Annotated in this window: 14 protein-coding genes; 3 read left to right on the top strand and 11 right to left on the bottom strand. The window is 61.4% G+C overall.

The window, feature by feature from the left end; all coding sequences use genetic code 11:
* Positions 1-79: 79 nt before the first annotated feature.
* From OK351_RS11640 to OK351_RS11630, 3 genes are all read right to left on the bottom strand, one after another.
* Positions 80-1,726 carry a CBM96 family carbohydrate-binding protein gene (locus OK351_RS11640; protein ID WP_265159068.1) on the bottom strand — a complete coding sequence of 549 codons (1,647 nt, stop codon included), beginning with the start codon at positions 1,724-1,726 and terminating at the stop codon, positions 80-82.
* 147 nt (positions 1,727-1,873) lie between these two features.
* A complete protein-coding gene (locus tag OK351_RS11635) occupies positions 1,874-3,409 on the bottom strand; it encodes a lipopolysaccharide biosynthesis protein (RefSeq protein WP_265159066.1) in 1,536 nt (511 codons plus the stop codon).
* Positions 3,396-4,790, bottom strand: a complete 1,395-nt coding sequence (locus OK351_RS11630) for a hypothetical protein (protein ID WP_265159064.1) — start codon at positions 4,788-4,790, stop codon at positions 3,396-3,398. The genes OK351_RS11635 and OK351_RS11630 overlap by 14 nt, the downstream gene beginning before the upstream one ends.
* Positions 4,791-5,187: 397 nt before the next feature.
* Between OK351_RS11630 and OK351_RS11625 the strand changes: the two genes are divergently transcribed.
* Positions 5,188-6,228, top strand: coding sequence for a sulfotransferase (locus OK351_RS11625; protein ID WP_265159062.1), 1,041 nt, complete (start codon positions 5,188-5,190; stop codon positions 6,226-6,228).
* Between the two features lie 599 nt (positions 6,229-6,827).
* On the opposite strand, the gene OK351_RS11620 is transcribed toward OK351_RS11625, so the two are convergent.
* A complete protein-coding gene (locus tag OK351_RS11620; protein ID WP_265159060.1) occupies positions 6,828-7,895 on the bottom strand; it encodes an IS110 family RNA-guided transposase in 1,068 nt (355 codons plus the stop codon).
* A 458-nt stretch (positions 7,896-8,353) separates the two neighbouring features.
* On the opposite strand from OK351_RS11620, the gene OK351_RS11615 reads away from it, so the two are divergent.
* Positions 8,354-9,768, top strand: a protein-coding gene (locus tag OK351_RS11615; protein WP_265159320.1) for an IS3 family transposase whose coding sequence is annotated in 2 segments (ribosomal slippage) — positions 8,354-8,675 and positions 8,675-9,768 — 1,416 coding nt in all. Because the reading frame shifts where the segments join, the coding sequence is not laid out codon by codon here.
* A gap of 82 nt (positions 9,769-9,850) precedes the next feature.
* Here the strand turns inward: OK351_RS11615 and OK351_RS11610 are convergent.
* The 3 genes from OK351_RS11610 to OK351_RS11600 form a co-directional block, all read right to left on the bottom strand.
* Positions 9,851-11,230 (bottom strand): sugar transferase, encoded by a 1,380-nt coding sequence (locus tag OK351_RS11610; protein WP_265159058.1) that lies wholly within the window; start codon positions 11,228-11,230, stop codon positions 9,851-9,853.
* Between the two features lie 601 nt (positions 11,231-11,831).
* Positions 11,832-14,345 carry a response regulator transcription factor gene (locus OK351_RS11605; RefSeq protein WP_265159057.1) on the bottom strand — a complete coding sequence of 838 codons (2,514 nt, stop codon included), beginning with the start codon at positions 14,343-14,345 and terminating at the stop codon, positions 11,832-11,834.
* Between the two features lie 36 nt (positions 14,346-14,381).
* A complete protein-coding gene (locus OK351_RS11600; protein ID WP_265159055.1) occupies positions 14,382-16,895 on the bottom strand; it encodes a helix-turn-helix transcriptional regulator in 2,514 nt (837 codons plus the stop codon).
* Between the two features lie 88 nt (positions 16,896-16,983).
* On the opposite strand from OK351_RS11600, the gene OK351_RS11595 reads away from it, so the two are divergent.
* Complete coding sequence (locus tag OK351_RS11595; RefSeq protein WP_265159050.1) at positions 16,984-17,487, top strand: hypothetical protein; 504 nt, start codon at positions 16,984-16,986, stop codon at positions 17,485-17,487.
* Between the two features lie 832 nt (positions 17,488-18,319).
* Here the strand turns inward: OK351_RS11595 and wecB are convergent.
* The 4 genes from wecB to OK351_RS11575 form a co-directional block, all read right to left on the bottom strand.
* A complete protein-coding gene (gene wecB / locus OK351_RS11590; RefSeq protein ID WP_265159048.1) occupies positions 18,320-19,507 on the bottom strand; it encodes a non-hydrolyzing UDP-N-acetylglucosamine 2-epimerase in 1,188 nt (395 codons plus the stop codon).
* On the bottom strand, positions 19,500-20,765 hold the full coding sequence (gene wecC / locus OK351_RS11585) for a UDP-N-acetyl-D-mannosamine dehydrogenase (protein WP_265159046.1): 1,266 nt from the start codon (positions 20,763-20,765) through the stop codon (positions 19,500-19,502). The genes wecB and wecC overlap by 8 nt, the downstream gene beginning before the upstream one ends.
* A 119-nt stretch (positions 20,766-20,884) precedes the next feature.
* Positions 20,885-22,642 (bottom strand): glycosyltransferase family 4 protein, encoded by a 1,758-nt coding sequence (locus OK351_RS11580; protein WP_265159044.1) that lies wholly within the window; start codon positions 22,640-22,642, stop codon positions 20,885-20,887.
* Positions 22,629-23,909, bottom strand: coding sequence for a glycosyltransferase family 4 protein (locus tag OK351_RS11575; protein ID WP_265159042.1), 1,281 nt, complete (start codon positions 23,907-23,909; stop codon positions 22,629-22,631). The genes OK351_RS11580 and OK351_RS11575 overlap by 14 nt, the downstream gene beginning before the upstream one ends.
* Between the last annotated feature and the right edge of the window lie 47 nt (positions 23,910-23,956).

Genomic DNA, 23,956 nt, shown 5'->3' with positions numbered 1-23,956 from the left:
CGGGGAGCCGCAACCACCTTGGTGATCGCAGCTCCCCGCGGTTATCTCAACGGGTCCACAGACCGATGAGATTCAGGTTTCACTTCTCCAGGTAGGATTCACGGGCGAGGTTAATGTATTCCTCGTCCAGGAAGTTCCGGTAAGCGGTCAGCGAGGAGGACTTGGAGTCCACCCGGGTCACACCGACATGCAACTTGTCGCCACTGGGGGTGTAGCCCATGCTGTCCCAGTAGACCAGGGCCTTGAGCTTCGGAAGGTCCTCCAACTGCTCGCTGGCGGTCTTCCAGAAGTCGGCCTTGTAGTTCGGGTATGCCCCGTCCTCGTCAACGCCCCATTCGGCAAGCATCTGGGGCTTGCTCGGGTACTTCTTGGCAGCCCAGTTGTAGAATCCCGGCCAGGACTTTTCGTTGTCGGTACGGTTGACCATGCCCTCCATGTCGGTCAGCCACACCGGTGGCTTGCCGAAGGCGTAGGGGTCCTGGGCGATCCAGTCCACCACGTCATTGCCCGGGTACAGGTCATCGAACCAGGACATTTCGCCCCACTTCTGGATCCCGGTGTAGTTCATGACGGTAACCATGTTGTCTGCACCGTTGGCGCGCAGCACCTTGACCACGTGGCTGAAGAAGTTCGCGAAGTCCTTGGCGGTCTGGCCCGAACCGGCCTTCTGGTTGACTTCGTCTTCCATCTCGGCATTCAGCGACAGGAAGAACTTCTTCGAAGCGTTCTTGTTCATGTGCTTGGCCAGCTTGACCAGGTAGTCGTCCGCCTGGCCGTCAGCAACCTGCTTCCAGGTCAACCCGTTGGGCTTCCAGTTGTAGAAAAGGATGCGGTTGGCGTTTTGCTGGTCCTGGCGGTTCAGCTCCACGGTGTTCGGGAACATGGCGCTCTGCCCGCGCTTGTAGTAGTGGGCAATGTCCATGGGACGGTCCGAGGTCTTCTCGAAATTCAGCAATGCCTGGTCCCAGGACTCGCCCTTAAGCGGGTTGGCGGCTGCACCGAACCAGATACCGCAGGTGGGTACCAGGATCTCGGAAACCGTGCAGTTCTCGGTGCTGGTGTCCGGCTTGGTGTTATTTTCCGGGGCTTCGCCCGTCAGCGGGCCGGTGGAGTCCGGTGTGGGTGCCGGGGTCGCGGTTTTCACGCTAATCGACGGGGCCTTGGCACCACCAACTTCGCGGGAATCAATACGGGTGATACCGCCATCGGTGCGTTCGAGCACGATGTTCAGGCCGTTGGAGGCCGATTCCAGACCGGTCAGCTTGATGTTCAGGGTTTGCGCTCCTCCGCGGACATCAACAGTGGAGACCACGTTTCCGGGACGGGGTGCATTTGCCGCGGTGAGTCCGCTTTCGCTCCATGCGGACGGGCCCTGCAGGATGCGCAGTTTACCAGCGGTGCCACCGGTCACGTTCAGCTTGAGCTGCACCTCGCTGCCCTTGGCCACCTTGGTGGTGGTATGAAAACGCAGGAATGCGACCCGGTCGGCGCCGGTGTTGTTGCCCACGGCAATCTTCTTGTTGTCACCGTTGTTGTAGTTGCTGCGGGTCGTCACGGTGTAGGTGTCGGCCGTGGCAGCACCCGCGGCCGGAGCCGCGTCGGCAGGGGCTGCCAGCGGTGAGGCCGCGGTGAGGCCTGCCGCCAGTAGCGCACCGGTCATCACGGTAGCCATGGCCGCGTTGGTCCCCTTGAAGCGGGGGAATGAAAATAGATTGGCATTCGCCATATGTTCAGTCTCCAAGATTTGGTCTCTGCCCTGCTCCCCAGCCTGCAGAACCACAGCGGTAACCCGCCCTATCGTTACCAAACTGTAATCTGAGAAATCTTGAATAAAAAGTCCAAAAGTTGCACTAAGCGCGCACGCAAGCTTTTCTCAGCTATCACGAACAGTACGCGGCGGCATTAACACCTCCCGCTTGAACCAGAGGAAACCAAGATAGAAACTGCCAGTCAGGATCGAAATCCCGAATCCCGTCCAGGGCTGGCCGTGGAACAGGGTTCCCAGCCATCCAAGCATCCCGAAAATCCCAAAAAGTGAGCTTAGCCACGTTGCGAGTCGCCCGGTAAAGATCCCAATATCCAGGTGCCTGTGGACCTGCCACAGGCATAGGAAGTTCTTGGCGATGATGGCAGCCGCCCAGGCGAGGCCTGCGCCCAGGATGCCCCAATGCGGGATCAACAGGAAGCACAGTGCCAGGTCCACGACCAGCGCCACCGTGGTATTGAATAGCGACAACGAGCTCTTTCCCGCCATGAGCAACAGCACATCCAACGGACCGACCGCCGTGGCGATCAACATGGCCACGGATAGCAGTCGGAGTACCGGTCCCCCGGCCTCGTACCCGGAACCGAAGACCAACGCCATCAATGCACCGGAGTGCACAGCGAAGACCAGGTAAATCGGCCAGACCAGGGCGACGGACCAGACGGTCATCTGACGAACCACGCTGGTGACCGCACGGACCTCTTTCCTGGCCAGCAACCCCGCCAATTGCGGCTCGCTGACCTGCTGCAGGGCACTGGTGGCCACCTGCCCCAGCACCAGGAAACGAGTGGCCGCTGTGTAGATGGCAGCCGGTGCAGGTCCGAGCAACACCGTCACGATGACGATATCCGCTCGCTGGATCATGACCTGGGCCATCCGTGCCAGGCCACGTGGACCGGTAAACCTCCAGAACTCGGAGCGCAGGCCCTGACCTGATGAATTCTCATCATGCCAATTGTCCTTGTTGCGTTGCAACGTGCCGAAGGTGGCCGCGGCAGCGAGCACCAGGCAGAGCAGGTAGGGACCGGCCCAGGCCCAGGCCAACCAGAGCAGGCTGGACTGCGACAGGCCGGCTACCAGGATCAGGACCATCTGGAGGGTGGGACGCAACGCGCGTTCTATGACGATGGTGGGCTTCATGACAGCGTATCCGCGGCAGATGGCCAGCAACTGTTCATAGAGCACCGCCACGGGCAGGACCACGGCCAGGACCCGGATGACCAGCGTTCCCTGTTCCGGGGATTCCGCACCGAAGACCCCGGATAGCCATGGTGCGGCGGCCCAGCCGGTGAAGGCCACCAGGATGGTCATTCCCAGGGAAGGCAGCATCCCGGCCAGTACAGTGGACCGGTTGAGGTGCCCCTGGCCACTACCCACATTCCAGGCGATAAATCGCACCAGCCCCTGATCAGCCCCCAGGTGGGCCAGGGCCAGGGCGATGATATAGAAGGAGGTTGCCGCGAACAGCAACCCGGCATCCTCGGCCGGCCAGAAACGGGTGACCAGAACGATCAACACGAAGTTGGAGACCGACCCCAGCAGGGCGGCGCCGAGGTTCGCCGCACCACTGCTGGCGATCCGCTTCAGAGCCCTGTTGCTTCCTTCCAGCGATGGGCCGGAGTGGGCCGGTTTATCGCCCGGCACGTTGCGGGCCTAGGCCGGATAGCGGCTCGAACCTGTCCTCCAGAATGTTCGAGAGTTCATTATGTGAGGCCTGGACCCAGGACTGCGAATAGAGCAATGTACCGGCGATCGCGGCACCGCGCAGTTCCAGGAAGTTCGCCGTGGCGAATACCGTTGTGATCGAGTCCTTGTTATTCGCCACGGTGAGCAAGGTTTGGTCGCTGGCCCCGGCGATTGCGCTGGCTATGGCCGAGGCTCCCTGGTGGACGACGAAGATCACCAGGTCGTATCCCGAGCTCAGGTGGTCGATCAACTGCTTCAGGGATTCGGCTTGCACCAGGGCCGCCATTTTTTCCGGTTTGCTGCCCGAGGCCATCACGGCCAAGCGGCCATCACCGAATTTCTTGACAGTCAATGCCTCACGCAGCGCCAGCCCGTCATCAAGGACATCGCTCAGACCTCGGGTTTGTTCCGGCTCCCCGGCCAAACGGGCGGTACTGACCACGCAGACACGTTTGCCTGTGGTGGCCAGCGCCAGGGCGATCCCTGCGGCGATGGAGTGGATCTCCTCATTGCTCTGGTTGCCGACCAGGGCCAGGGAGCCGGGGTACGACATCTGTGTAGAGATCACCGGAGTGATCCGCAGGTACTTTTCGGGCACGCTGCCCGGGGCGCGTTCCCTGGATTTCTTCGTATCGCCCAGCACGGCGAGCACCGCCGGGGCCTGGTGCCGATCAAGGTCGCCGGCATCACGGATGCGCTTATCTCCGTGTTCGACGATCAAGGCGGCCACGAACCCTAGTGCGGTGAAGCCGACGAACACCACCAGTGCCAACAGCATCGGATCGATGCCTATGGGCTCTTGCGGGGCACTGGCCGGCCCGACGATATTTCCAGGGTCGACCGATGACGTTTCGGTCGTGGTCCTGTCAACCTTCACATTTGCCAGTTCCTGGGCATACAGCCTGACCTGCTGTTCCAGGTCGATCACCCGGGCCGGGTCCGCCCCGCCGTTACGCGCTTGGTTGTAGGCGTCATTGGCCGATTGCAGCAGCGCATTAACCGATTCCTCGCGGGTGGTCAGCAACTGGCCCTGGGACTCGATCACACTTTGCGCCCGCTCGGTACGGAATTCCATGAAGGACTCGGTGATTGCCTGGGCTCCACGTTGCGCGACCTGCGGGTCCGGGCTGGTGAAGCTGATGTTCATGACCTGTGAATTGGATGGCACCTCGGCGAACGTGTTTTGGCGTAGCGATTGCCGGGTCGCGCCGGGTATCCCGGATTTGATGAGCGCCGCATCCAGGACGTCATCGGTGAGCACCACCCCGGACTCGGTCGTCATGGCCGCCAACTGTTCACTGCGTGAAGAGGGCGTGGTCGGCGAGAACGGATTACCCATGAGTGGATTAATGAATACGTTAGCCGTGGATGTGTACTCCCGCGGTGACACGGCGAACGTCAGTCCGCCCATGACCACCCCGAAAATGCCGAACCAGGCGATCCAACGCCATCGACGCGTCAATGCTCGTCGAAAAAAGTCATTCCCTTGCGTACTGTCGAAAGACATAATTCCCCCAAGTTCGGGGCCCCCAATATACTTCTTCCCCATTCCAGTTATTGTGACACAAGTCATCGGGAGAAGGCAGGGGGTAGCCCCTGATTTTGTCAAAGCGGTGAAAATGTTCGTTTCGCCCTACCAAATCCGGTGACGCGGTGGCAGACTCGAGGGCAAGTCTTTGACATAACACCGCGCCGGTTGGGGAATCGTCGCACCACACGCTCTTTGGGGAGGGCATATGGATCCCTTGGGGGAAATCAATGACCGGCACAAACGCCCGGCTGTAATGCGAAGGGAAGCCAAGCAGCTGCGCACCCTGTCCGGGGTAGCGCCGCCATCATCCGGTCAACGACGTCCACGGGTCCTGATGCTCGGCGGCTTTGGCCGCAGTGGCTCGACCCTACTGGAACGGTGTTTGGCCCAATGTGAGGATTTTGCAGGTTTGGGGGAACTGCTCCATCTGTGGGAGCGCGGACTGCGTGATAACGAACTTTGCGGCTGCGGCGAGCCGTTCGGGCAATGTCCCGTATGGCAGCAGATCGGCCAGCAAGCCTTCGGCGGATGGTCCGTCCTTGACATGGATCAGGCGGTTTCAGACCGGCTGGGGGTGGTGCGCAACCGGTTCCTGCCGGAACTGATCGCACAGCGGGGATGGGGCTCCCGCCGCATCCCGCGCCAACGGTTGCTGGACAACCTGCAGAAGCTGTACGAAGCCGCCGATCAGTCGGTTGCAGGCCGCGTCCTGGTGGATTCGAGCAAGCATCCGGCCTATGCGTACCTTCTGCGAGCGCTGGATATTGATCTTCGGTGTGTCTTGGTGGTGCGGGACCCGCGAGGTGTGGCCTTTTCCTGGGCCAAGGTGGTCAAGCGTCCGGAAACCGGAAGCCGCGACGAGGAAATGCCGCGCTATTCAATTCCAGCGTCCATGTTCAACTGGACCACCTACAGCCTGCTCTTCCATGCCCTGTCCCTGCTCAAGGTCCCCGTGCTGACCGTCCATTATGAGCACTTCATGACCGATCCGCGGCAGACCTTGCTGCGCATTCACCGGTTTGCCGGGCTGGAAACAGCTGTGGATCGGTTGCCTTCTTTCACGGGCCGGCAGATCCATCTGGATGCCCATCACACTGTGGCTGGCAATCCGATGCGGTTCAAGGTCGGTGAGATCCGATTGAAGCTTGATGTGGCGTGGAAGGAACAGATGAAAGGCATCGATCGGTTCCTGGCTAGCACCTTGAGTTTGCCTTTGCGTCTGTACTACCGCTTGAGAGGTCAATAGGCTTCTCCAGGCGTACCGGGGCCCGGGCCATGTGGCCCGGGCCCCGGTACGCCCGGAGGGAAACCGGTCGGTGGGTTCTGAACTTGCCAGACCGGAATCCCGCAGGCGGATGGAGGGGGACCGACAACGGCTGGGGGGATGAGTCCCCGCTGGGCGAGGACTCTCGTCGCCGGTCCCGTCCAAAGAGACGGCGGATATGAATAGCGTCTGGGGAACGCCAATAACAAGCGAACTTCCCGCCTGCACCGTCCGGACTTCTCTTGGTGTGCACACCGCGACCGTGCAAGGAAGAAGGTCCATACCTCCGTCTATGTCAAAACTACAAACCATGGGTCGAGGCCACACGCGTAGTTACTACTTGTTCCCACTTGCTCGTCCAAGTGATTCGTCGCCTGTGACCCGCACCATGATGAGATGAGGTCATTGCAGGCTCAAGAGAGGGTAAAAACCTGTCCCCACGACGGTACTGCCTCGCTCCACGAGGCACCCGCACTGTGCACAGCCGACCCCCGGATTCTCCTGGCCTAGGCCCCGCAGGCCGATTGGCCCAGGCCGACAGGGCTTAACGGGACAGCGGCACCCTGACCCTTCTATATTTGTCAAGCCGGTAACACCTCCGGAATAGCGGCATTGAGGATCCGGTAGATCTTCCTCGCGAGGTAGCGTTTGATGCATCGGCGGATCTCCCGAAGGCTCTTGCCTTCCTGGGTGCGTTTCTCCACGTAAACGCGGGTTTCTTCGTCATAGGCCATCCGGACCAGTGCTGCGGTATGTAGCGCCTTATTGAGCTTCCGGTCCCCGCCACGGTTCAGCCGATGCCTGACCGTATTCCCTGAGGACGCGGGAATCGGGTTCACCCCGGCCAGAGACGCGTAGGCGGCCTCTGATCGCACCCGGCCCTGGTGCGACCATGCAGTCAGACACACGGCCGCGACCACCGGTCCAATGCCCTTCACGTCCAGCAGATCCTTAGCTTCGCTGAGCTTGACCAGCTCGGTGATCTTCTCGGCGTTGGCCTTCAGGTGATCATCCAGCTCGGTCACCCGCACGGCGAGCCGGACGGCTTCAGACCGGGCGACCTGCAACTCCAGAGCCTCGTCACGGGTCCGCCACATCGACACCTCGCCGATCTGGGCGCCGCTCATCCGTTTGCGGGCGTCAATACCCAGCGGGTTCACCCGGAGCAGGGCGGTGAGCGCGTTGACGTGCCGGGTCCGCTCGGTGGTCATCGCGTCCCGTGCGGTCACCAGCACCCGTAGCGCGGCCCGGGCGCCCTCGTTGAGCCGGGGGCGGCGTAACCTGTTGGTGTCCGTCGGCAGGACGGTGGAGGCGATCCGGTACGCGTCCATCGGGTCGGATTTGCCGACCCCGTGCCGGGCCTTGGCATCCATCCGGGCGGCCTCGGCGACCGGGTACCCGGCATCGGCGACGGTGCCTGCGAGGATAGCGCCGTAGGACGCGGCGCCCTCGATCACCCACAGGGTGCTCGCGTCCCCGCCGGTACGCCGTCCGACCCAAGCCAGGGCTCGTTTGATCCCCGTGTCTGAGGTCGGGAAGTCTCGGGTCTCGATCAGTTCACCGGCAGCGGTGAGGATGGCGTAGACGTGCTTCTTCGCGTGTGTGTCGACACCGACGACAAATGGGTGGGTTTGCGAGACGATAGACATGGTCGCTTGCTCTTCTCTTCATGGACGACAGGGCAATCGGCCGCGTGCGGCCGGTACCGGTCCGGGTAGAGGTCACCGTCGGAGCATTACTGTGATGAGCCACGCCACCAGCTGGTGGCGGGCAGCCTTCTGATCAGGCTACCGGGGTGGGCCGGGCAGGTGCCGGCCGACCACCCCAGGCTCGGACAAGTCAGGGCTACGGCACCCCGCGGGGCCAAGTCTGTCAAGAGTCACGAGACAAGGGTAGGCGGCTGGTTCCTACTCTGCCAGCTGATCCCAGACCAGCTACTCCCAGACTCACAGTCTGTCAGGATGGGATGAGACCAGCCCTTCATAGCAAACCCCACTTCCGTGACAGGGCGAGAACCAGGAATAGAACCTTCGTGACTCCCAGTACCCACACCACCTCAGCACCGACAGCGGTGACCGCATTGCGTCCGGTGGCAGAGAATGGGTCCATGACCCAGGAACCGCGCCCCGAGGCCCCGAAACGCCGAATGATCACCCCGGCTCAGAAACTTCAGTACCTGACCGGGTACGAGCAAGCCATCCAGTCCAATGAAGGTGGTGCGTTCCTGCGGTCGAACGGGCTGTACTCCTCGCAAATCGCTGAGTGGCGCAAACTGCGCGATGCCGGAGTTCTTGAAGGCAAGCAGGCCGGGCAGAAGATCGGGAAGCTGAGCCGGGAACAAGCAGAAATCGCTCGGCTCAAGCGGGAGCTGGCCGATCGTGAGCAGAAGCTGGAAACCACCCAGACCGCTTTGGACATCATGGGAAAAGCTCACGCGCTCTTGGAGCAGATCTCCAGGAGCGCGGAGTCGGACGGATCGAAGCGCAACGAACGTTGAGGTCCGCTTACCGCCAGCTGGTGGCCGCGAAGATCCCGGCCCGTCAGGCGTCCGCGCTGACCGGTATCAGCCGGGCCAGCATGCACCGCGCCGGGCAGGCGGTGGCGCGCGGGACCAGCGGGCAGAAGCATCTGGCGGTGCGGCCAGTGCCAGTGAACAAGCTCAGTGAGGCCGAGCGCCGGGTGATCCTTGAGGTGCTGAACAGTGACCGGTTCGTGGATCAGGCACCGCAACAGGTGTACGCGACCCTGCTCAGCGAGGGACGGTACATCGGCTCGGTGTCGAGCATGTACCGGGTGCTGCGCCAGAACCAGCAGGTTACCGAACGGCGGCGGCAGGCCCGGCATCCTGCCCGGAAGGTCCCGGAACTGGTGGCCCGCCGGCCTTGCGAGGTGGTCAGCTGGGACATCACCAAGCTGGCCGGCCCGGCGAAGGGCACCTACTACGACGCCTATGTGATGCTCGATATCTACTCGCGCTACATCGTCGGTTGCGAGGTACATGCCCACGAATCCGGTGTGATGGCCGAGCAGTTCATGAAGAGCATCTTCGGTATCCACGGGATCCCGAGGGTAGTCCACGCCGATCGCGGACCAGCGATGACCTCTAAACCGGTGACCGCGTTATTATCGGACCTGGACGTGCTCAAGTCCCATTCACGACCCAAGGTATCTAACGATAACCCCTACTCGGAATCGGTTTTCAAGACATTGAAGTACTTACCGGTGTTCCCCGAACGCTTTGGCTCGCTACAGCACGCCAGGGTGTTCATGGCCGAATTTGTTCAGAAGTATAACCATCGCCACCGGCACTCGGGGATCGGGTTCCACACTCCGGCCGATGTGCATTACGGGCTCACAACCGAGGTGGACCAAGCGCGCTTGCAGGCGCTGGAAGCAGCTTGGCAGGCGCATCCGGAACGGTTCAGCCACACCCGGCTGCCCAAGGCGTTACAACTACCCGAGGCCGCCTGGATTAACGAACCACAGCAACAGGAAGCAAAAGATAGAAAACTAGCCGCGTAAAGACACGCTGGTCTCACTCACCTTGAAAATTTCCGGCACACCAGGTATATCCGATGTGCCACTGACCGATCAACTATGTACCTCAGTAGGCCCCGGAGGGCTGGACCATCACCTTGAAAGTGCGCCACATGATCATGATGTCTCCGGTGAGTGACCAGTTCTCCACGTAGTAGAGATCCAGTCTCACGCTTTCCTCCCAGTCCAGGTCCGATCGTCCGTTGATCTGCCACAGCCCGGTGAGTCCCGGTTTGATAAACAACCTGCGACCGGTGTGGCCTTCATAGCAGGCCACCTCGCTCGGCAGCGGCGGCCGCGGGCCCACAAGGGACATATCCCCACGCAACACGTTGTAGATCTGCGGCAGTTCATCCAATGAGTACTTGCGTAGGAACGAGCCGACCTTCGTGATCCGCGGATCGTTCTTCATCTTAAACAGCAGCCCGTTGCCTTCGTTGAGTTCCTTGAGTTTTTCCAGTTCGGCCTCGGCATTGACGATCATCGAGCGGAACTTGTACATCTTGAAAGTCCGCCCATCGCGCCCGACCCGCTCCTGGCTGAAGACGGCCGGTCCCCCATCCTTTCGCACCAGCAACGCAATAACCAGGAACAGCGGGGCCAGGAACAGCAGGGCGATACTCGACAGGACAATATCGATGAAACGTTTTACTACGTGGTGTCCACCGGCAAAGCTGGGGACCTCGACATGCATCAGGGGAAGGCCGTCCACCGGGCGCATGCTGATCCGTGGCCCTGCCACATTGGTCAACGAGGACACCACGATCACGTTCGTCCGGGTCTTTTCCAGTCGCCAGCTCAGATCCTTGAGGGCATCGGTGCCACCACGCAGCGCCCCGGCCACGATGACCGAGTCGGCCCCGACCATCTGTACGGCGTGTTCCAGGTGGTCCATCCCCCATAGGGTGGGTACCGAGTCCTCGAAGCGGGTGGTTTCCGAGTCGTCGTCAAGCACCAGGGCACAGATCTTGTAGGCTGGGCCGGCATTCTTTTCCAGCTGCCGCACCACGTAACCCACGTCCTTGCTCTGCCCCACGACAACTACCTGCGACAGGGCATAACCCGTCTCGGACTTGGCCCAGAGCCAGCGGCGCCAGAGCCAGCGTCCGGCCAGCAGCAGGAATGTGCCGACCGGGAAGATGACCAGGATCTGTTCACGTACTCCACCGAGATCCAGCACCAAGGCCGCCAGTGCCATCGTGCCCATGGCCATAGCGCTGGAATCGATCACTCTTTTGTATTCCTTGGCTCCCACCCCGATGTACTGCTGCGCCCGGGTGCGAACCAAGGCCAGGAAGCTGCCCCACACCACCACGGAGACAGCGGCGAACACCACATTGGTGGCCTCCAGGGCCAATCCGCCCACCAGCACGGTGATGCTGAGCAGAACGAGGCTAAGAAGGTCCGAGATGACCAGGATGCGGGTGTATTTTTGACGCCATTTCAATGCGGAAAACTCCACTGCGGGCAACGCAGGCTGACCGGTCTGGGGTTTTGCATGGACCCCGGAGCTTGACCAATTCCGAACTAGATTTCGGCTCCCCAATGTTTCAAAAGCTTGCGACACGCCGTCCCCCTCGTTGGCGGTGCCGATAACGTGACACGTCCGCTTGCACAATCGCAACTGCGGATCGTGTTTTTCACGAGTATCTTCGGCTCCCCAAACGCCTAGATTTTCCCCAATATTCACCCTCGAGTAAGCGATAATTTGCTCAGCGGGTTCATTTTGAAGTCTATAAATCCGGCTCACTGGGCTCACGGGTAAACGATCACCCTAGTTTTCTCAGTATGGTTTCACTGTGCCTCGTCCCATACTCGGTTTGCCTGGGTAGGCTCAAGTAGTTATTACTCGGCCACCGGTTTCTGGTGACTTTCTTCCGGGTTCCGGCACGGTTCCGTGCCCGGTCGCCCCCGTGGGGGCAGATGCTGCTTTGAGGTGCGGAGAGTCGATACGAATGGTAAATGGCTATTCGATATCCGACAGGCTAACCGTAGGTGCCCCAAACGGAGCAGGGACCGACAGGGCAGACGCATCAGGATCCATGGGACTATTCGCCAAAACTCAGTTCGGAGCGTTGGGTGATGCCCAGTTTGGCGAAGATCCTATACAGGTGCCCTTCGACAGTTCGCTGTGAAACGGTCAGTAATCGGGCGATCTCGCGGTTGCTCAGTCCCTGACGAACCAGATCGACAATTTCCTCTTCCCGTGCGGTCAAACCACTGGCGCCAAGCACTTGTGCCATGATGCCCCATGGTTCCTGCCCAAGGTCGTGGAGCCATTCGTGGATCCGTCGGATTGCGAATCCGCGGCTTCGCGGATTGTTATGCGCAGACCAGTACTCCACGATCCGCGCGCAGAGCTCCAACGCAGTGACCTTTTCCCCGCTTTGATGCAATTCGGTGGCGTACTCTTCCATCAGTGTGACCTCACCACTGGCCACACAGTGGGCAACCTTCTGGTGGATCTCCAACAGGCGGCAACCAGGCGGAACCACCAGTTCCTCATAGAACCGCGCGCTACGGGTACGCAACAATTCGTCATTGCTGTAGGTCCACACGTGGTAGTGCAGTGCGTCTTGCAGAAGTATCCCGAAATGACTGGCCTGGTCCAACAGGCGCCCTATGGTGCCCGACGACGGTTTCTCGGACTTCAGTTCACCTAGCAGCCTGGCTTCCAGTTGCCCTTCCAGCCACCAGAGCTGGGCACCGTAGGGCAGCATTCGGGCCCCGGTTCCCTTCGGCTGTAGCCATTGGGCTTCGCTCTTGGCGGGTATGCCATTGGACCTTTGATCCGGCTGCTGGGTGAGGACCACTGCGGTGAGCGCACTGCACGGCGCAGTGAGGCCTTCCGGGTCATGTAATGACAGTTCCGCCGCGGCGTCGACAAGCAGCCGCCGGGCCTCGTTGACTTTCCCCTCATGGGCCATGACCAGAGCACGCAAAAACTGGATACTTCCGTGACAGCGCACGATCTCGTAGCCATCATGCAGTGTGAAATTTTCCACTGCCGCCCGCGCATCCCGGTAGTTTCCGCTGGCCAGCAGTGAATGAACCAATACCACTAACAGCGACAATCGATAGTGGCAGGCCGGCGCCACAACGCAATCCCCGTCAACATGGTGATCGGCCAGTTCCAGTGCCTCCGACACCCGACCCGCGCGGTAGGCTTCCCGGGCTCGCTCGACCAGAGCCAAGATCCTGCAGTCCTGCCATGGGCCTTCGACCGGGTCGGCCACCTCATTGGACCACTGCGGCTGGTCATTGCCCACTTGTACGGCTACCGGGAAGCTGGCGGCCTGTCCGCCCAGGCCCTTCTGATTCCAGCGCACGACACAGTCCAAGTTCGTCGACAGATCCCCCGGGCATGCTTTCGTACCCGGAGAAGCGGGCAGCGGCACCGCCACCGCCATGTGAAAGTGCCCAAGTCCCAGCAACGCCCGGATACGATATGTCCCCCAACGCTGGGATTCCGACTCGTCCCGTTGCTCCACCAGTTCCATGACGAGGGCGTGCTCATGCGTTCGAATCCCCGTGTCAAGAATCTGCTGAAGCAGTTCATCGGGCAACTGTTGTCCCAGGCCCACGGCCCAACGGGCCAGTTCAAGGTTCGCAGGCAGCTGCTCGCCCAAGACCGAAACGAAGTGTTCGAAAAGTGCCAAATTATGACCAGGAAGCATCCCCTGTCGGATACCCTGCGCGTAAAAGCTGCTCGCAATCCAGGCCTTCCCGTTCCGGATTCGAACCAAAGCCGTCTGGTGGTGGTGCAGCGGCTCAAGCATATCCAGCGTTTTGAGCTGCATCAAAGACAATGGTCCGCATAGGCTCAACAGTTCCATGACCGAACGAAGACCCGGATTTTGCCGGTATAAAAGCTCCTTGACCACTTCGCTGGCATGCTCATCGCAATGCAGTTTCTGCTGTTTCAGTACCCAGAATCCGTGGGTCTGGACTAGCGCATCTTGGCGTTTGGCCAATTCCAGGAAGCCGTGGACCAGCAGGTGGAATCCGGCGGTCGCCTGGTGAATGATCATTGCCGATCCCCTGCTGAGACGGCCACCGAGATAGGAGCGGCAATAGTCTGCCACTTCATCCACGGTCAAGGTGTCAACCCTGATCCGTGTCAGCCGGGCCACCGACATCAATGCTTCGAGGGACAGCGGGTCGTGGTGTTCCTCATTGCTCAAGACAAGCAGCTTCACGGAACCGGAACGTACCAATTGCCCTAGCACAAAGGCGCTGGCCGAATCGATGAATTGGGCCTCTTCCACCAGGATCAGCACCTGGCCGGCCGTTTCGGACTCGGCGAGCTGTCCCCCCACGACGGCCAGTGCCTCACGAATGGCAATCACGTCGTTTACCGGCTCGGTAACACCGGTCAACAGTGGAGCCAAGGCACCATATGGCGACTCCGTCAGGGCAGCGCTGCAGATCAAACGGATGGGCGGCATGATCAGGTCAGCGGAAGCCAGCAGGTTCCTGACCATCACCGATTTGCCCACCCCGAACTCCCCGCTGAGCAGTACACCCGCACTGCCCTCGGCGCGCAGGGACTCCACGGTCATCTCGTATTCTTTTCGATTCCAGAACGGCATGTCCGTCTACCGTGCAGCTTCCACAGGTCGGGATGCGCCGGTCAGGGCGCTCAATTCCCCGCGCCGGCTGATGCCGAGCTTCGAGTAGACCTGGTAGAGGTGCCCCTCGACTGTTCGAACCGAGACGCTGGCTTGTTCGGCAATTTCCAGGTTCGAGAGTCCGCTGGCTGCCGCTGAAGCCACGAATCTTTCCCGTTCGGTGAGCACGGTCAACCGGCCGAGATTGGCATACACCTGGGGGTGAACCAGCTCCGGTTGCAGCGACATCATGAAATTGTTGGCCTTGCGAGACGCCTGACGTCGCTGTCCGGAGTTCATGAGCTGGAAGATTTCCGAACCATCGTCGGTGGCGTAGGCGACAAATCCCAGCGAAGCCAGGGAGCCGACCGCGCTGGCCAGAGTATGCGAGTCACGCATTTGGGCACCGTCGCTAAGCGTACGGAAAGCCACTGCCAGTTCGTGGTGCTGTTCGTGCTGTAACTGCCTCAGGTGTGGGGCCGCATGGAAACCACCATGCCTAATGACGCTGGCCCACAGGTGCGACGCGGTAAGTTTTTCACCCCTGAGCTCGGCCCAGCGCGCCAGTTTTTCCAGCTCCACTGCCGTGCCGTGTCCATTGTCCCGACTGTGCCGGGCGACCAGTCGAAGTGACTGCCAGAGGCATTCGAGTCCCAGCATCGGGACGGCCTCCAGCTCGGCACTTGACAGGTTTGTTGTCGCGTTGATCGAGCCTTGTCCGGATCGGTCAGTGACATAGAGATCCACTGAATCAATGAAGATCTGCTGGATTCTGGTGCCGCTGCGGTGGATCTGCAGTTGCAGGGGGGCAATGATCTTCTGCGCCTCGGCATAGTTCCCGGCAAATCCAAGCATGACGGCGTGAACGGTTTCGGCGTAGGCGATCAGCTGCATATCAGGAAGCGATCCGGCCAGCACCAGCTGAATCAGTTTGCGTCCTTGTTCCCACTTCCCTAGTGATATCGACGTATTGATCATGGAACGCAGGCTGGGCCCCATACATTCGGAAATACTGTATTCCGTTGCTTCCTGGCCCAACGGTTCCAACAGCACCTCTAGCAAAGCCTCGGCTTGTTCGAACTGGTTGGTGCGGGACTGGTACTCGGCAAGCAGAGCCAGCGCACGGTACTGCTGGCAAAGATCCAGCTGGAACCAGCAACCGGACGGCTCGATGGGATCCAGCGCCGACAGGATCTTTTCGGCTTCCGCCAACCGGCTGGCCGCCAAACACAGTTCCAACTGCAACAGCCGGGCATGACCTTCATCGGGATCGCCGGTACTACCGGCTGCACCTGGGATTCGCGCATCCCGATCAAGGAATCGTTGAATCATGGCAATACCGTCGTTGGTGGCTCCCCCCTCAGCCAGGGCTTGGGCATCGCGTCGAATCCGGGCCCATGGCCTTCCCGAATCGGGCTGGCGATCGGCCGGGCGCTCCTCGGTCTTTGGGGCATCGGTGGATGACCTGCTGCGATCATTGTCCGAACCGTTCACCTGCCACTCGTTCATACCCCCCTGCATGGCGATCAGGCTGCTGGCGATGGCCGGGTTGGCGATTCTCCAGTGCCCCGCCGAATGCTGCAGCAGACCCCGGGCGAACAGGAAGTCGATGTCCTCATCCCGTGCCCCTCCCGGCTCCTCCTCGGGAAGCGCTCCGGCTACGGCCACCCGTTCGAGCAGTTCACGTTTACCCAGGCTCAGCCGTTCCAAGCGGCCAGCCGTGTGCTGTTCCATATGGGATCCCACGGGAATCGGGTCACTGCGCAAGGCGGCGGCCTCCCCCTTGACCTCGAACATGTCCGCTTCACGGCAATCCAGGACAACGGCCCTGAGCGCTTCAGAACTGCCCGCGGCATATTTCCAGAGCCTGATGGCGGTGAGGTAGGAAACATTCAGATCCAACATCATGGAGATCTGGGTGCGCGCTTCGTTCAGCGTCAGTTCGTTGAGTTGGAACACCTCCATCAGGCCGCTGCGTACCAGCGCCGCGAGGTCCTCGGACAGGGCATCGGCCAGGTCATCGATGACAACCATCTTGATGATGTTGTTGCTTACCAGCTGACACAGGACAGCGGTGGTCAACGGGTCGATGAGCCCGACATGTTCCACAATGATCAACGGGCGTTCATCAAAACCGCTGAATTGCTGTTTGAGGAAGCCGAAAACCGCCAGCGGCGATTCCACCCGATGGTCCTCCAGCCCGGTGAGCAGGAACTGGATGGCCCCGTAGGGTTTGGCGCTTCCGTAGTAGCTGCCCGACACCCAGGTTGGTTCCAGCGTCACCTCGGGATGCTGGAAGGCGGCACGCACCAGCTCACGTTTGCCGGTGCCAAACGCACCCCGGACCACGTACCCGCCGGACGATGACTGTTGCGCCAGTCGCTTGAGCCGGACCTGGACTTCCTTGCGAACCAGACTGCTCTCGTGTTCGGCGCGCCAGCAGTCTTCGGAATGCCCGTCCCAGTGATTAAGCCAATTCTCGGATGCCGAAAATACACCCATTTACCCCATCCCCCCAAAGATCTGGATAAACACCGGGCCATCCCCCACAGAGGCCCGTTAGGTCTTTGGGGACATACTACTAGCATCAATGCGTGAAAACGAGGTTCTGGCTGATCCCGTTGGACAACGTGCAGGGATCGGTGCCGTGCCGAAGCACTCTTCACTCATCGGGGTTCACACGCTCCGACCCGCAGACAGAACCTTTCGAGGATTTCGTGTGACGGTTACGACCGCGTCGATCCGTATCCCATCGCCCCAGATCCGTTGTTCCTTGCAATCCGGATCTTTGGTGATCCACGACGACAATCCCAGCAGGCAGTCGGAGCCCATCAACAACAACGAACTGGCAGTGGAAAACCGGCATACGAAGAACCCGCCTTCCACGCCATCATGGATACGTGGAGCTGAACAGAAGCAGCAAAGCCAGCTCAAGGGTGTTTCGATGGCCTTCGATTGTCAATCTGGAGAGCAAGGAGACCCTGGGCACCGCAAGACTCAAGACCCTCCACAAGCAGCACTGGCAGCAATGGGTGAAATGCTCCAATGTGAAACCGTCAAGTCCAGGGGGTCCCCACCCACTTTGGCAGGTTGAAGCCCGCGCAAAGACAATTGCTAACATGGTTGATAAACCACGGCTTTCCGAGGTCGGGTTCTAATCCATGTGGCTATGGAAGGCATCTACAGCCAGATCTTGGCCAATGAAATGGCGAGACTCTGAGCCGGACAGGCAGCGATCGCGGTAGTAGTTAGTACAGGATGCTTGAAATCAGATTTGGCAAGCCGCCTCATAGCCAAAAGGCCGTATCAGCGGTGTCACCGGAGCCAGTGACTTCGTTGTGGCAGGTTACCCATCGATCGTGTTGCGAGGAAGTTCCTACGTCCCGAGCGTTCACGGGTAGATCCCAACACAGAGTTCACCATTCTCGTGGGAACGGGCATTGCCCATGCGACTCGAGGGCCAACGACGTTCTATGGGAGACTACGGCCGTTCTTAAGCAGACAGCCCTACAACCGATCCACCGCAATACGTTGGACCAAGTCTGGCCATGGGCAGGCTATAAGGCATCCGAAAACAACTGCGGAAACGGCACACCGGAAACCCGTCTCGCCTCCTAACAGGCGCAACAGAACTATCCAATTGAGAAGTGCTCTGAAAGTCGAAGTCTGTCCGGTTCGGCACCCGAACAGTGGACTACGTATTAATGGACGCCCGCCATCCGGTAGATATCTGATCCTTCATGGCCCGGCTGGATTCCCGTTTCAACAGCACGTGTGTAGAAGCGTACACCTGCGCGGAACCTGAATTACCGTAGGATCACGAAGCACGATTCGCTCAGATCAATAGGATGCTGTGGAGGTTCACTGGATCGCTGCAGGAGAACACCGTGTGCTCCTGCAGCGACCATGCTCAGCTTCCGAAACGACTACACGAAGACTGGGTTCGTGGCTCCCATGGTGTGCAGGTCTTGGGAATCGAATTCCTCCAGCCTTTCACCGACCCCCAACAACTTCGCGATCGCGGCCGCGGTACGTACTGCCGCGCGACCATCCCCATACGGATTGACCGCGTTCGCCATCCGGTCATAGGCCGCGGGGTCATGCAACAGCTCCAGAACCGAGGCGAATATCCGTTCCTCGTCGGTGCCGATCAGCCGTACGGTACCGGCATCCACGGCTTCGGGACGCTCGGTGTTCTCGCGCATCACCAGGACCGGCTTGCCCAGGCTGGGCGCTTCCTCCTGGACGCCGCCGGAGTCCGTGAGAACCACGGCGGCGGCATCCAGCATCCGGGTGAACTCGCCGTAGCTCAACGGTTCGGTCAGGATGACATTGTCCAGTCCTTCGATCTGCGGAATCAGTGCCTCACGTACCACGGGGTTGCGGTGCAGGGGCACGACGAACCGGGTGCCGGGTTCGGCGGCGGCAAGCCGTGCGACGGCACGGCCGATCCCTCGCATGGGTTCCCCTTGGTTCTCACGGCGATGGGTGGTGATCAGGACGATGCGTTGGCCGCTGGCCACCACCTGCTCCAGAACCGGGTCGTCGAAGGCCACCTGCTTTTCCACGACGCCGAGCAGGGCATCGATCACGGTGTTCCCGGTGACGACTACCGCACGCGGGTCGATTCCCTCGTTGAGCAGGTTGCCCCGGCTGATCCCGGTGGGAGCCAGGTGGAGGGAGGCGATCTGCGAGGTGAGCTTACGGTTCGCTTCCTCGGGGAAGGGGGAATACAGGTTGTGGCTGCGTAACCCGGCTTCGGCGTGGACCACCGGGATCCCGCGGTAGAAGGCCGCTATGGCCCCGGCGGTGGAGGTCGTGGTGTCGCCCTGGACGATCACGGCATCTGGCTGTTCCTTCTCCAGCACCTCGTCCAGTCCCCGGATGGTCTTGGTCAACACGCCGTTCAGGCTCTGGCGCGGTTCGATCACGTCCAGGTCGTACTGTGGGGTGATGTCAAACAGGGTGTTGACCTGGTCCAGCATTTCCCGGTGTTGTCCGGTGACCGTGACCACGCAGTCAAAGAGGTCGCTGTCCTGTAGCGTCTTGACGATCGGGGCGACCTTGATGGCCTCCGGACGCGTTCCGTAAATCGGCATGATCTTCTTACGCATGGACAACCTCCAGCGGGTTCACCTGGAGATGACGCCACAAGCCGCGGGTATCGATAACCTGTTTGCCACGCAGCGATTCGGGGTCCACGTCCAGGAACTGGTCGTGGTCAACCAGCAGCGCGATGGTGTCCGCCTCGGACAGGGCCTGCCCGGTTGGAACCAGCTGGACGTTATCCAGTCCGGCCAGGACCTCCGGCAGCTGTTCCACATGTGGTTCGGCCACCAGGAAGCTGGTCTGCGGGCAGTTTTCGGCCAGATTGCGCACGATTCCGATGGCCGGTGACTCGCGCAAATCATCGATGTTCTTCTTGAATGCCAGCCCCAGCAGGGCCACCGGCCCACCTTCCGTGGCCGCTTGGGCGTCCGTGATCCGCCCGATCACCCAATCCGGCTTGGCGTCGTTGGTGCGCCTGGCCTGACGGATCAGCGTGGCGTCCTCCGGCGCGGCGGAGACGATGAACCACGGATCCACGGCGATGCAGTGCCCACCGACCCCGGGGCCGGGCTGCAGGATGTTCACCCGTGGATGGCGGTTGGCCAGTTCGATCAGTTCCCAGACATCGATCTCCAGCTTGTCGGAGATCACCGATAGTTCGTTGGCGAAGGCGATGTTCACGTCGCGGTAGGAGTTCTCGACAAGCTTCGCCATTTCGGCGGTTTTCGCATCGGTGGTGAGGATGTCGGCCCGGCAGAAACTCCGGTACAGGGCCTTGGCCGCCTCGGCGGCCTGAGGGGTCATTCCGCCGACTATGCGGTCATTGGTGACCAGCTCCTGCATGACATAGCCGGGAAGGACGCGTTCCGGGCAGTGGGCGACAAGCAGGTTACTGGTGTCGAGATCGGGACGGGCGTTCTGCAACCGGGTCATCAGGTGCTCGGTGGTTCCCGGAGGGGCGGTCGATTCCAGGATCACCAGTTCGGTGCCCTGCAGATGTGGCGCAATGCCGTCCGCCGCTTGTTCGATGTAGCGCAGATCCGCGGTGTAGTCCTCGTTGAACGGGGTCGGGACAGCCACGATGTAGGCATCCGCTGCCGGAGTGGTCAGTGTGGCGCTGAGCAGGCCGTTGGACACTACCCGTGCAACGTAGTCGCCCAGTTCCGGTTCGACAAAGGGCACCTCCCCCTTGGCGACGGCTTCGACGGTACGCGGGTTGACGTCCACACCGTGGACCCGGAAACCTTGGGATGCGAGAATGGCCGCGGTCGGCAGACCGATGTACCCCAAGCCAACTACTGCTACTTCTTTGATGTCAGTCACGCGGACGACTTCCTCAGTTCTGTCTTCGATCCGACCCCTGCGCCGGGTTGAATCTGGGTTGCTCGGAAGCGCGGGATGCGCTTCGTTCCACAGGCTAGGAAGTGCGCGTTAACATCCGGCTAACGTGGAGAGAAGTTGGTTGAGTAAATCCGGTTCAACGCCTCCGCATTGCGGTTCCAGGTCCGATGGGCCAGCACGTATTCGCGTGCCATGGCACCGATCCGGGCGCGTTTGTCCTCGTTTCCCAGAAGTTCACCGAGTCTTTCGCACCATGCCTGCACGTCACCGGCCGGCACCAGGATCCCGGTCGTCTCCGGATCAAACAATTCGGCCAATGCGGGCAAGTCCGAGGCCATGACAGGTACCGCACTGGCCATGGCCTCGACCGGCTTGAGCGGAGTGACTTCCCTGGTTACCGGAAGATCGAGCCGGGGCACCATGAAAACATCCAGGGCCGCGTGGTACAGGTGTCCCTGCGCACGGTCTACCCGTCCGGGAAAATGGCAGCGGTCGGCGACCCCGAGTTGTCCGGCCAGCTCCATTAACGGGCGTCTCTCGGTTCCATCTCCCACGATCAGCAGGTGCAGCTTGGGATGGCTGGAATCGAGTTCGGCCATCATGCGGACCAGCAGATCCAGCCCCTCGTAAGGAACCAGGCTGCTGATGGTGCCCACATAGTCCAGGGTGGGATCCAGTCCCAGGATCTGACGGGCCCGGGTTCGTGGGACCGGTGCCTCGAGGTACTGCTCCCCCACCGCGTTGGGGATCAGTTCGGTCTTCCCCGGTGCCACTCCGGCGGCCAGGAGGTTGGCACGCATGGATTCACCGAGGGTCAGCACGCAGTCCGCGGCGTCGGCGCTGGCCGCCTCGCGCGCCTGGAACAACCGGTAGCGCTGGGACGTGCGGGACCCTGCCGGGCGCGTGGAGGCCCACGTATCGGCCAATTGGCCCCTGACCTCGTACACCCACGGCAGGTTGTACGCCTCGGCCACGGCGCGTACCGACACCGCGTTGCTGAAGTCCGTGGTGGTGTGCAGCACCGTCGGGCGCAGCTCCTGGACCAGGCGTGCCAGAAGCTCGGTTTGCTGTTGGATGCGCCCTCCCATGTCGAATCGTTGCCAGGCCGGCAGCAACCGGCGATAGGTGAGGTGCCCGACAACGTCCTGCGAGCGCGCCAGCAGGTTCCCCACGGTGACCGGGTACCCTGCTCTGGTCGCCACCACGACCTCGGTTCCGGTGGCGTGCAGGTGGCCCAGCAGTGAATGCGTCCGCTGGGTGTAACCGCTGGAGGTGTATGGCAGGGAGTTGGTGGCGAGGTACAGGACCCGGGTTTCACCATCCAGCTCCCAGTCGCGCGAACACGGCGGCAGGACGGGTGTCCATCCGTTGAAGACCAGGCGCTCGCTGCGATAATGCCGCAATTGCCGGCGGCTGGTTCCGGGAGCGGACTCCAGTAACCCGATCGACTCATCCATATGCCCCAGCGCCCACAGCAGGCGTGCCCGGCCCCGGATCACCGAAGTGCTCGGCGGTGCGTGATCCAGGATCCTTTCGGCATGGTTCCAGTGCCCCGCCGCCAACAGGATATTGGCCATCAATGCCGGCGAACCGCCGCGGCGACCCGTTTCCCACTGCTGCGCGATCCTGGCCACCTCGTCCCGGCGTTCCTGGAGCAGGGCCGCGATGGCCCGCAGTCCGTGGCTTCCCTTCGGCCCAGCCAGCAGCTCCATGATGCCGGGGGCACGGCGTCCAGCACAGAACTTGCGCAGGATCTGCAGGATGAAGAAGGCCGGGTCATCGGCAAGGTTCTGAGCGCTCAAACGCGCAGCGTTAGCGAGGTTCAGGACCATGCCGGCCAGTGGGTTACGGTTCATCATGTTCCTGCCTGTTGACCAGCTCTTCCAGCGCCTGGGTGTAGCGCTTGCCCAGCACCCTGAGATTCGCGTGTTCCCGCACCCACCGCGGCCCGCTGCCGCTGCGTTGAAGTAGTTCCCGGTCACCGGCCAATCGCTGGAAGTGCACGATCAGTGCCTGGGTGGTTTGCTCCACGACCTGGCCCGCTTCGGCGTCCTGGATGATCTGGGCGGCCTCACCGCGAACCAGCCCGGTGACGTGTTGGTCCAGGGCCAGCAGTTCGTAGAGCTTGGATGGAATGGTATGTTCGAAGCTCGGCCAGTCGGGGCGCAGGCTCACCAGGCAGGTATCGGCCCAGTCGTAGAGACGGAGCACCTCGGCGCCATGCACGGGTTCCCTGAAATCCACCTCCACGCCCTGATCCCGTGCGTAGTCGCGCAGTGTGACGGCTTGCGCGCCTGCCCCAACGATGCGCAATTGCACGGTCCGGGGCAGTGCCGCGGTGGCGGCGATGGCGATCTCCAACCCCTGGCTGTGTCCCAGGTTCCCCAGGTAGAGCACCCGTAGCGGTTCGTTCCGCGGTGGGGGTGATGGTTCGGTTGCCTGGTAGTTGCCCACGTCCACTCCGTTACGCAGTGTCAGGACCCGTTCGATTCCCTGGGCGCGGGCCACCTCCTCCAGTCCGTGGGAGACCGTCACCACGAGGTCTGCCCGTCGCAACAGCCACAGAATCACTTCGGTCAGCCACGGTTCCAGCCGGGAGGAACGCAACACGTTGGATTCACGCAGCAGATTGGGCCAGGCATCGCGTAGATCCACGACAAAGAGGGAACCCAGCAAGCGGCTGGCCAGGTACCCGGTGCCCAGGGTGGGCAAGGCGGGAACCGTCGCGATGACCACGTCCATGGGGCCGGAGCGAAGTGCCAGCGGCATCGAGAGCAGCGCCTCCAGCACGTGCTTGCCGGCCTTGGCCAACGAGGTCCTGGCCCGGCCCGGCGAGGGGTACCGGCGCACCCGCAGCCAGCCGTTGCCGTGCTGCAGTGTCGTCCCCAGGCTCCCGGTGGATCGTGGCGTGACCACGCTGACATCGTGCCCGGCATCGGTGAAGGCCTCGGTGAAGGCGCGCCACCGCCGTTGCGGCGGGGAGATATCGGGTGAGAACGAGTGGGTCAGCAAGAGAATCCGCAGGCCGTTCCCGTGCCGCGGCCCGGCTTCCGGGTTCCCCCGCTTCTGGACCTTGCCCGTTCCGCGGGCCGGTTGGTCCGGCCCCGGCAGGTGTAGTGTATTCATGCCTTGGTGATTTCAGGGCCACCGCGACACCGTGCTTCCCGGTGTCG

This window comes from Glutamicibacter sp. MNS18, from assembly GCF_026107515.2.
GTDB lineage: Bacteria > Actinomycetota > Actinomycetes > Actinomycetales > Micrococcaceae > Glutamicibacter.
Note: the sequence above shows the minus strand (reverse complement) of the source record. Positions and strands in the feature narration are given on the sequence as shown.